At 59.9% G+C, this 9,490-nt stretch carries 11 protein-coding genes; 8 read left to right on the plus strand and 3 right to left on the minus strand.

Annotated features, from left to right (window positions below; genetic code table 11):
- On the minus strand, positions 1 to 196 hold a 196-nt coding region (locus A9975_RS35830; RefSeq protein ID WP_183036874.1), incomplete at its 3' end, for a helix-turn-helix domain-containing protein.
- A 147-nt stretch (positions 197 to 343) separates the two neighbouring features.
- Here A9975_RS35830 and A9975_RS35835 point away from each other — a divergent pair.
- The 7 genes from A9975_RS35835 (at position 344) to A9975_RS35865 (ending at position 6,900) form a co-directional block, all read left to right on the plus strand.
- Complete coding sequence (locus A9975_RS35835; RefSeq protein ID WP_183036875.1) at positions 344 to 595, plus strand: hypothetical protein; 252 nt, start codon at positions 344 to 346, stop codon at positions 593 to 595.
- A 257-nt stretch (positions 596 to 852) separates the two neighbouring features.
- Positions 853 to 1,722 (plus strand): XRE family transcriptional regulator, encoded by an 870-nt coding sequence (locus A9975_RS35840; protein WP_183036876.1) that lies wholly within the window; start codon positions 853 to 855, stop codon positions 1,720 to 1,722.
- Positions 1,723 to 1,847: 125 nt separating this feature from the next.
- Positions 1,848 to 2,165: a phage antirepressor KilAC domain-containing protein gene (locus A9975_RS38685; protein WP_370565980.1), complete on the plus strand. Its 318-nt coding sequence runs from the start codon at positions 1,848 to 1,850 to the stop codon at positions 2,163 to 2,165.
- Positions 2,095 to 2,346 carry a hypothetical protein gene (locus tag A9975_RS35850; RefSeq protein WP_220811008.1) on the plus strand — a complete coding sequence of 84 codons (252 nt, stop codon included), beginning with the start codon at positions 2,095 to 2,097 and terminating at the stop codon, positions 2,344 to 2,346. Before A9975_RS38685 ends, A9975_RS35850 begins: the two co-directional genes overlap by 71 nt.
- A 112-nt stretch (positions 2,347 to 2,458) precedes the next feature.
- Entirely contained in the window at positions 2,459 to 4,978 is a 2,520-nt protein-coding gene (locus tag A9975_RS35855) for a glycoside hydrolase family 19 protein (RefSeq protein ID WP_183036879.1), read from the plus strand.
- Between the two features lie 941 nt (positions 4,979 to 5,919).
- Positions 5,920 to 6,237: a BRO family protein gene (locus tag A9975_RS35860; protein WP_220811009.1), complete on the plus strand. Its 318-nt coding sequence runs from the start codon at positions 5,920 to 5,922 to the stop codon at positions 6,235 to 6,237.
- A gap of 375 nt (positions 6,238 to 6,612) precedes the next feature.
- Positions 6,613 to 6,900 carry an addiction module antidote protein gene (locus A9975_RS35865; RefSeq protein ID WP_370565979.1) on the plus strand — a complete coding sequence of 96 codons (288 nt, stop codon included), beginning with the start codon at positions 6,613 to 6,615 and terminating at the stop codon, positions 6,898 to 6,900.
- A gap of 67 nt (positions 6,901 to 6,967) precedes the next feature.
- Here A9975_RS35865 and A9975_RS35870 read toward each other — a convergent pair whose 3' ends face one another.
- Positions 6,968 to 7,987: a ParA family protein gene (locus tag A9975_RS35870; protein ID WP_183036880.1), complete on the minus strand. Its 1,020-nt coding sequence runs from the start codon at positions 7,985 to 7,987 to the stop codon at positions 6,968 to 6,970.
- A 392-nt stretch (positions 7,988 to 8,379) separates the two neighbouring features.
- Positions 8,380 to 9,048 carry a hypothetical protein gene (locus A9975_RS35875; RefSeq protein ID WP_183036881.1) on the minus strand — a complete coding sequence of 223 codons (669 nt, stop codon included), beginning with the start codon at positions 9,046 to 9,048 and terminating at the stop codon, positions 8,380 to 8,382.
- Between the two features lie 239 nt (positions 9,049 to 9,287).
- On the opposite strand from A9975_RS35875, the gene A9975_RS35880 reads away from it, so the two are divergent.
- A partial coding sequence (locus A9975_RS35880) for a helix-turn-helix domain-containing protein (protein ID WP_183036882.1) occupies positions 9,288 to 9,490 on the plus strand: 203 nt, incomplete at its 3' end.

Below are 9,490 nucleotides of genomic sequence, written 5' to 3' on the forward strand. Positions count from 1 at the left end.
TAGCCAGCAGCGCCGTCTGCCCGCCGTTGGCAAAGTCGGCCAGCCAGCGATAGACGCTGCGCACATTGACACCAAAGGCCGCAGCCACGCTTTCTACCGTCTGGCCTTCGCGAATAGCCTTCACTGCCTGCTGCCGCATTACCTGCAAGGCTTGATGCTCGATCGACCGAGCATCCGAGTTTCGTTTGCATTTCATGAAAGCATTGTCTCACATGACAATACTTTCTAAAAGGTTAGTAAGCGCGCGTATGAGGCCAAATGTGACGCGCGGCGGACTGAGGTACAACCGATCCTGAGCACCTCTTTTGCCGAGCTTTCTGCCCTAGGCGACCGCGCGGAGGCATTGCAGGCTCGCATCTCCGGCTTCGCCCGCGAGCAAAAGGCCACCCGCGAGCGTTACCAGGCTGCGGGCATCACCGATTCCGATATCGAAGTCATTGGCATCAAGCCGACGAATGATGACCGCGATGCATGGCGTCGCGACCTCGAACATATTCGCGCGCGCGAACGGCAGCTGATCGCGTTTATCAAGAGTGGCCCGGAATATGACGAGACCCTCCTGGGTAAAGAGCAGAACGCCAACGCTGGGGCCTGACCCGTGGGAATCCGACTCCCCAAAGAAGCCTGGGCCGCTATCCGTCTCGCATACGAGGCCGGTTCGACGGCTCGCGAGCTGGCCGCGCACTATGGTGTAACGGCCGGCGCAATCCATCGGCGCAGCTACAGACATGGCTGGAACAAGATTTCGCTTCCTGCGGAAATCCGGCCGGCACTTGAGCCACTGAGCGCTCTTTCAGAATCAATTAATCGCTTGACGGCCGCAATTGAAGCCATGACCAGAAAGGAGCCCGCATGATGACAGCACACGTGCACGCCACATCCCCGCAGAAGCACCGTGGACGCCGGCCGCTCCCGAGCAAAGGTGCGGGACTGGAATTTGCCCATGACACCGCCCACGGCGAGGAAATGCTCATCGCGGAGCCTTCTCGTCGGCGTGCGGGGCCGTCCAACGCGCAGCGCGAGCAGCACGTAAAGCAGGCGCTGACCCGGTTCGTCCGCAAGAAGACTTTGCCGGAAGAATTGGAAGCGCTACGCTACAACCTGATCGTCGCGCGCGTAATGAGCGGTATGACGGCCGTGGAGGCCGCCGAGCGTTTTGGCTACGCGAACAGCACGCAGCTCAGCCTGATCGAGGCTGGCGAGCGCAAGACCCCGAAGGACTGGAAGTTCCTGGCACAAGCATCCCGCGTCTATGCGGTATCGACCGATTTCCTGCTTGGGCTGAGCCCGCACATGGATTTCGACGCCAAGGTTTCTCGCCAGCACGCGCTGCTGCGCAAGACAGAGGCAGTCATCGGCGCCGTATCGGAAGCGTTTGCGACGGCGCTAATCCATTTCTCCGAGCAAGAGCACCTAGGCCGCGAGGAGCTTGATCGCATTGGCGGCTCTGCCCTACGCCTGGAGGATGCCATGGACCGGCTGCGCGAACGTGGATTCGACGACTTCCCAGGCGGTGCGCCACTCCTGGCCGCCGTGGGGTGCGTAGTACAAGCTGCTGAGCCGGCGCGCCGTAAGGCGAAGCAATTCCAGAGCATTGACCATTACCTTGGTGAAATGCGCGCGGGCCGGATGCCGGTAATTCCATATCTGGCCGAGCGCTACAGTCAGGAAACGGTGCGCAGTGAACTGTTGGGCGAAACCGTTGATTCGGAAAACGCGTGATGGGGACGCTCATGAGATTCAGCCGCGCCCCCTGGCGGAAACGTCGCAGCGCCGAGAACAAACAACGACATGCGGCTCAGGCTCGTCGCGCTCCGGGGTGGGACGTAACACTCCCACTTGGCAGCATGAGCATCCGGGCCGCCGCGCAATGCCTTTCAGTGAGACAAGGCGAGCTCTTCGCATGGCTTAGCGCACGCGGCTGGATATCCACGCACCCGGAAACCAACGCGTGGGCCGCGTGCGATGCCGTGATTGAGCGCGGATGGCTTGCAACACGCCGTAAGACCATCGGCTATCAGCGATACGTATTTCAGGCGCTGGTTACGCCGCTGGGTCTGGCGGAACTCTCGAATCACGTCTTAACTGCCGACGATGGAAAGCGCGCAAAGCAGCGCCCGCAAGCTCAACAGTGTGGGGGGTTTGGTGGTGTCAAAGAATGCTGAGCGACTGGCAAGGCATAAGCGCAAGATGCGAGCCGATGGATTCAATCGGCTTTCCGTATGGATCGCCCCCGAGTTGGCCGCGATGCTGGTAGCCGAGCGTCGGGCGGGCGAGTGCGGCGGTCGCACGCTGGAGCGCCTGCTGCTGGGCGCAGCGAAACCGCGACCGAAGTACGAACGGTGATCCCCCGCCTGACTTTACTTACGCCTAGCGCGCCTGTGCGTGCGCGAGTGTGGACACGTCGATCCGGCTTATTTGCCTGCGCCCCAACATTCACTATCCTGTTTGACTAGTCATGAGCACATTGAAATCCGACTCCAAGGGGTTCCTGATCCCCGATTCCGCAGCGGACATAGGCGAGTTTGCCGCCAGCATTGAGGGCGTACATTCGGACACCAGCGCAATCCTGGCGCTTGTCAAGGGCAACATCAGAGCCGACCTGCTGCGGCGTCAGAAGATTGGTAGCCCGAACGCAGCGGGCAGCCAGCGCAATACCCGCTTTGCCGACTCGGTAGCGTCGAGCGTGGCCGCGGGCATGCGTGCGCGCATTACAACTAGTGCAGACCCGCGCGGTGCGTTTCCTTCGGTGGCACCCGCACGGCAGCGAGATGCGCGCGGCCGATTTTCGTCCGCTTCGTCGCAGGCAACATCCGAGTTAAGTGTCGTCGCCACGGCCGTGAATTCACTCACACGCGCCCAGGCCGCGCAAAGGGCGGAGGAGCGACGCGCGGAGGCCTCCCGCGCGAACCCAGGTGTAGATGGCATCGATCAACCGCGCGACAGCCGTGGCCGCTTTGGACGTGGCGATGGCAGCGCAGGTCACGGCGGAACAGACGACGCCGGCACCGGGCAGCTCTCCCACTTCAAGTCCAAATTCTCCGGATCGGCTGGCGACATGGAAAAGGTTGACCCCGCCGTGGAGGCGGCAAAGGAGATGAGCCAGCTTACGGCCGGCCCGCTCAAGGTCGCCGGCTCGATGGGCAAGCTCGCCATGAAGGGCCTTGGCGCTGGCAAGGCGACCCCTTGGTATCAGCGCATTTGGCAGGAGATTCGGCTGGGCCGCCGTGAAGACCGCGATGCCGACCTCGCGGAGCTTCGCACGCTCAAGGACATTGAGAAGAAATCGGACGGCGCGCCCCGGTCGTCAGGCGGCGGGATGCTGGGCGGCTTGCTCAGCAAGGGCGGAGGCTTGCTGGGCGGACTGATGAAGGGCGCTGGTGGACTGATGAAGCGCCTCCCCCTCCTGGGAGCCTTGTTCGCAGGCAGCTCCGCCCTGGCGAGCATCTTCGGCAGTGACGATCCAAATAGGAGCGCGGAGGAGAACCGCAAGGACAAGTTCACTGGGGCGGGTAGCGGTATTGGCGCACTGATCGGCGGTGGTGTTGGCATGTTCCTGGGACCGGCCGGAGCTATTGTTGGCGGCATCATTGGCGACAAGGTTGGCGAGTTGGTTGGCGGGTGGCTTTCGACTGCGGACTGGGGCGCAGTTGGAAAAGACATGTCCGCCCGCTGGGATGTGGCCGTTGGCTGGTTTCAAGACAAATGGGGCACGGCCACGACCAAGTGGGATGAAATCACCAAATCAGCGGGCGCAGCATGGGGCTCAATCGTTGCTGGCGCGAAAGCCTTTCTGAAGGACAAATTCGGGATCGATATCGACGCGATCACGGCCAAGGCAAGGGAGAAAATCGCGCCGGTAGTTGACGCGGCGAAGGAGAAGGCCGCGCCCGTTCTCGCTGCCATCAAGGACGGTGCCAAGGCTGCGGCGGACTACGGAAAGCAACGTGCCACCAAGATGGTGGAGCCCATCGGCCGAGTGGCCGGCGATGCTGTGAGGGGCATGTTTGGCGATGGATCGAAGGTCGTAAAGGCGGCAGTTATGCGGCAAGCGGCTACCATTGCGGACCCCAACGAGCGTGCCATGTTCATGGCGCAGATGGACCACGAGAGCGGCGGCTTTCGCTCGCTGGAGGAAAACCTCAAGTACAAGCCGGCACAGTTTCTCAAAATGTACGGCCAGCGGGCTGGCATCACGACCGAAGAGCAAGCCAAGGCCATTCTGGGCAAGGGCGAAGGCGCAACGGCCGAGGCCATGTACGGCGGCGACTGGGGCAAGAAGAACCTAGGCAACACCCAAGCCGGGGATGCGCTCGCGTTTAAGGGACGCGGTGTGATACAGCTCACCGGCCGCGACAACTATACGGCAGCAGCCCAGGCGACGAACCTTGATCTCGTGAATAACCCAGGGCTGGCCGCCGATCCAGCCAATGCCGCGAGGATTGCGGCGTGGTACTGGCAGAGCAGGAAGGGCCTCGCTGATGCCGGCAAGGCTGGCGACGTGCGCGCGGCCACCAAGAAGATCAATGGTGGGCTGAACGGCATCGCGGATCGAGACAAGTTGTTCGGTGAGTACAAGAAAATGACGCCCGAGCAACAGTCGGTGGTCATCGCCGCAGGCTACGCGCCGGGCGAAGAAAAGAGGCCCGCAAAGCCGGCCACCGCTGGATTGGTAGTGTCGGCCGCCAAGCCCGCCCAGGTGGTTGCCTCCGCCGTGTCGGCTGCGGCATCGCCGGCCTCTGCGACCCTGCCGTCGATAGCCGCTGTCACTGCGCCGGCCGCCGCACCTAGCATCAGTGTGCCATCGATCTGCGTGCCGACTGCGCCATCGGTCCCGCCGACTGCCCAGGCCGTCATCCCTATACCGATGAACAGCAAGGGGCCAATGCAGGTCACGCTGGCAAATGACAAGGCCGTGGATCAGGATCTCAGGGATCGGCGCTTGGCAATGATAGCCACCGGTGGCCTAGCATCATAGGGCCAGCCCTAACGGTACTTGATAGCTCCCGGCCTTCCGAATGGCAGGCAAAACTTCAGCCACTATCCACCCCACGAATTGCTCGGCGGCCGGCAGCTTGAAGCTGCGTCACGAGGTGGTACACGTCGCGCTCCGGGATGATCTTGATGTGCCGGACCTGCCCCCCCTGCTTCGAGGGGCAGGTCGGCGCAGACTTGCGATGCTGGCGGATGACTTGGTCGGTATGGGAATGTCCCAGTGCCACCGCAAATCATTCGCCACCACCCATGACGCGAGAGCTTTGCTCCTGAAACCCCAGAGGCACCTTGCTGCCGATGGCTGATTGTTCAGCGCTGAACAATCGGCGGGCGCAGGGACCAGGGCGAATGACTGCGGCATTGCCACGGTCGGCAATTGGTAGCGACCTGTTTTGCGGATGGACGGCACCCATTCTTCAAAGTGCTCGGCTGCAGTCATGAATTGTGACGGCAGATGCCGCCTTGCAATGTGCGGCCACGTCATTCTCTACAAACGAGGGCGCGCCGCCCGCCGAAGGGGTGAGCGTTTCCCTCGCGCCTTTGTGATGACGGCGAGCCGTAGTTTGTGGCGAGTTGCTTGGCTACACCGCGAAATGCGATCAAGACCCATTGCAAAGGGGGCACTGAAGCGATGCGCCCTTCTGCGGGAGCGGCCGCTGCTCGGTTGTTAAGTTCTGTTCCAACCCTATCGGGCGATAGCAAATCCGTGAGCTGATGGAGCAGGGCATCAAGTTGAAATATGCGTTCCGCTCGAAGCGTTACTTTCCGCCGGTCTTGATATTCTCAGCTTCGTAGGGTACGGTGGCCTCAAGTTGGCAACTCGCTAAGCGGGTAGCTCCGGTTGTTGGAAGTAGTTGCAGTAGATGGGTCAGCCACGGCTGGCCCATTTGCTTCTGTGCATCCTAGCGCTGCATCCCGGTGGGCGTGGACGGCGAGCCGTGGTTTGCAGCGGCGGACATTTGCAAAACGCTGGGGTTGAGCAATCCGAGCGTCGTCATTGGCACGCTGGACGATGATGAGAAGCCTAAGCTCAGCTTAGGGATCGGCTCCGACGCCACGATCATCAATGAATCCGGCCTGTACAGTCTGATTGCGCGCAGCCGCAAGCCGGAGGCAAAGGCATGCAAGAAATGGGGTGCGGCCGAAGTACTGCCGGCTATCCGCAAGACAGGCCGCTACCAATTGCTGACCGTGGCAATCCCGCAGTCATTCACCCTGTGCCCGCTGATTGTTCAGCGCTGAACAATCGACCATCGGGGGCAAGGTGCTTCTCGGGTTTAAGGAGCAAAGCTCTCGCGTCACGGTTAGTGCTGACTGCGAGCCCTAGTTTGTGGCGAAGGCCGTGGCCGATTTGTGTGGGTAAGTCCCTGCGCGAGCTGGCTGCTAAATGGTGCTAAGTCGCTGCGCTAGTAGCGCCATCGCTTCAAGCACGACAGCCATCGCTGGAAGCACGATAGCTCAACCGGCAAGGTGGACAATAAGCATCAATTTTCTGCGCAATTCAATGTGGATAGCCCTCTGCAAGGCAGCATATCGTGCTTCCAGCGATGCTAGTCGTGACGCAACATCGTGCTTGCAGCGATGCGCCACACTTCGCATTTAACCCCGGAGACAGAAGTGAAAATCGGCGACCTGAAGGAATTTGACACTACCGAGGTGCTGACGAACGAGGAAACCATCCAGCACTATCTGGCAATCGCGTTCGAGGAGGGCGACCCGCGCCACATTCAGCAGGCGCTTTGGACCGTGGCGCGTGCTCGGGGTGTGTCTCAGGTTGCCAGCGATGCCGGGCTTGCGGAGGACGACCTTCGTGCCTCGCTGAGCGACGGCGGCGACCTTAGCTTTGCAACCTTCGTGAAAGTCCTCCGCGCACTCGGATTCAATCTCTCTCCCTTTGCAGCCTAGATTCACGGATTGGTGCGTCGCCGCTGACCGCGCCCCAGCGCTGGTGATTACCGTATCTACCCCAAATTTAAGATCGTAGCGACTGAGCGAGGTGCCATTCCTCAAGACCCAGAATCGCTCTGGTCATATGATCGAACAGGTCTCGAGACTCAGTCGCCTTTGCAAGATGAGCACCACGCAGACCGTCAGCCCCTGTGCAATCGAAGATCGGCTTACGTGCTTCCTGCGAATACGGTACAAGACTATGGAGATTCGGGATGCTACCAAGATCGAAGCCGCCGTCCTGCCAGGATATCACCTGACCCAAGGGGCCAAGAGGGCCGACGATGTTGGCACCGATTGCGTCAGCGACGCGAGAACCAAAGATCCGCCAACCCTGAGTCATACCGTCCTCGTTGTTACGAGTATTGTGCTGCTGCCGCACGTACCCTACGAACTTTGGCGCTCCATGTGGCATCTCAATGCCCGAATTAGTGCCCGCATTTCGGATCACATTCCACTCCGCTCGCCATCCGACCAGTTTTCGGCCCAAGTTTTGGGTGCCACGTATAGAGAACAGGTCCGGAGAAACAGGTACCAAGAAGTAGTCGCATGAGGTAAGGGCAGTTCGATTCAGCGGCCCGAGATTTGGCCCCAAATCGAGGAAAGTGATCTCGGCGCCTACCTTCTTCGCAGCCGTCTTGATATACCGAAAAATACCTGTCTGCTTTCGCAGGTCCGAAATGGAACCGCCACGTGCGCGGTTCCATGTATCACCGAGAGTGTCCTCGAAGTCGCTCAGATTGGGATCACCCGGGACAAGAAATAGGTTCGGATATTTGGGGTTGAACTGCACCGGGGCGCCATCAAGTACGTCCCCCATGCTTTCATGAAGCGGCTGGATGTTGATGAACAAGCTAGTACCAACGCCGGGTGCCCATGCCTCCTCAACAGCGCTGTCACGCAAACAGTATGCAGTCAAGTTACATTGCGGGTCGGCATCGACTAGCAGTACCTTCTTCCCTCTGCTCGCCACTTCGTGCGCAACGTGATATAGGTAAGTCGTCTTCCCAACCCCGCCCTTGTTGTTAAAGATACCAATAATCATTAGGCTCTCCCCTAGCTAGAAATTCTCACCCTGATTGCCTTTTCTTCAGGGCAGGACAACGTAGCTCACAGATTTGTGAGCCCCCGTGGCATACCGTACCTCGCAACGGGCCGTCCGAAAGGTCCTATTCTATCCAGGTTTCGGGGGCTACCACTCATTGGTGCAGTGGGGCTGTTTGTCGGTCAGCGGAGGTTGACTCCGCAGAGGTCATTCGCAAAGAGGAGGGCATGGCCGCATGTCTCGCAGGGGCCTTGATGGGGAAGTGATGCTTTGAAAGTGACCCTTCACATGCTGGCATGGGTTTGGGGCATATCTCAAGCAGCCATGAGTAAGTGAATGGTCTGGTACTAAGGCAGCTTTTGCCAGCTCGGCGCGATGTTCGAAGGCGTCGCTTACTCGCCTTTCGGCTTTCCAATCGCTGCCTTCTTGGTTGCCGTCTTCCGACCAACTGCGGTGGTTGTAGTCGAGCGAGCTGCCTTCACACGCGGCTTCGAGCTTCTCTTTTTTGGCGGTTCACTGCGAAAGCCGTCTAACGCGGGGTCAGCTTCCCAAGTCGTTGGCTTAGCTGCGGAAAGCGCGGTCGCTTGGGCCGCCCGCTCAGTGTTTTCGCGGTCGAGGCGCTTAACGTAGGAGCGGAACTGGCGAATGTCTTCTAGCTCGGCCCAAACACGTCGCAGCATGAAACCGGCTAGCGCAAGGGCTGAGAACCCTCCCACGTAAAACCAGGTGCCGACCGAGACCTTTGCCTCGGTTGCTATGGCGGGCATGTTCATTACAACACCGCAAGCCAAAAGTACAGCGGCGCGCCACCAAAACCAGTGTAACCGCACCCGGACTTCCAGCTCGATGTCCAGGTGCTGGCGGTGGTCCAGGCCGGTCGTCTCGGTGAGATCGGTGAGCTTGTTATAGACGTAGAGGGAGAAGAACCATACCAATCCAACTAAGCCCGTCGCGTACTTCAGAGCGCTCTGAAGCAATAACAACGGGACCCGACTGGACAGCCAGTACCCGGCGAACCCCGCTGCGGCCACTACGAAGAGCCCAAACAGCAGCGTCGCCATAAGACCAGCCACAGGTTTTCGCCGAGAAACGCTCATGGCTCGATCAGCCCATCTGTAAGCTGCTTTAGCAGCCAAGACCTCATTTCCGCAAATAGCGCGTCTGGGTTTGGAACACCATCTCGGGCTTCCACGCGAACCAAGTGCGACAATTTCAGCTCGTTGCCCTTGATTGAGCCACCATCCACTAAAGTGAGCTTACTAACCTTTTAGAAAGTATTGTCATGTGAGACAATGCTTTCATGAAATGCAAACGAAACTCGGATGCTCGGTCGATCGAGCATCAAGCCTTGCAGGTAATGCGGCAGCAGGCAGTGAAGGCTATTCGCGAAGGCCAGACGGTAGAAAGCGTGGCTGCGGCCTTTGGTGTCAATGTGCGCAGCGTCTATCGCTGGCTGGCCGACTTTGCCAACGGCGGGCAGACGGCGCTGCTGGCTAAGCCGAT

The organism is Cupriavidus sp. UME77, assembly GCF_014170355.1.
GTDB lineage: Bacteria > Pseudomonadota > Gammaproteobacteria > Burkholderiales > Burkholderiaceae > Cupriavidus > Cupriavidus basilensis.

Excerpts from the sequence above, each read along its gene's own strand:
- A9975_RS35840 (WP_183036876.1), top strand. The coding sequence starts at position 853 with ATGATGACAGCACACGTGCACGCCACATCCCCGCAGAAGCACCGTGGA.
- A9975_RS38685 (WP_370565980.1), top strand. The coding sequence starts at position 1,848 with ATGAGCATCCGGGCCGCCGCGCAATGCCTTTCAGTGAGACAAGGCGAG.
- A9975_RS35850 (WP_220811008.1), top strand. The coding sequence starts at position 2,095 with ATGGAAAGCGCGCAAAGCAGCGCCCGCAAGCTCAACAGTGTGGGGGGT.
- A9975_RS35855 (WP_183036879.1), top strand. The coding sequence starts at position 2,459 with ATGAGCACATTGAAATCCGACTCCAAGGGGTTCCTGATCCCCGATTCC.
- A9975_RS35870 (WP_183036880.1), bottom strand. The coding sequence starts at position 7,987 with ATGATTATTGGTATCTTTAACAACAAGGGCGGGGTTGGGAAGACGACT.
- A9975_RS35875 (WP_183036881.1), bottom strand. The coding sequence starts at position 9,048 with ATGGCGACGCTGCTGTTTGGGCTCTTCGTAGTGGCCGCAGCGGGGTTC.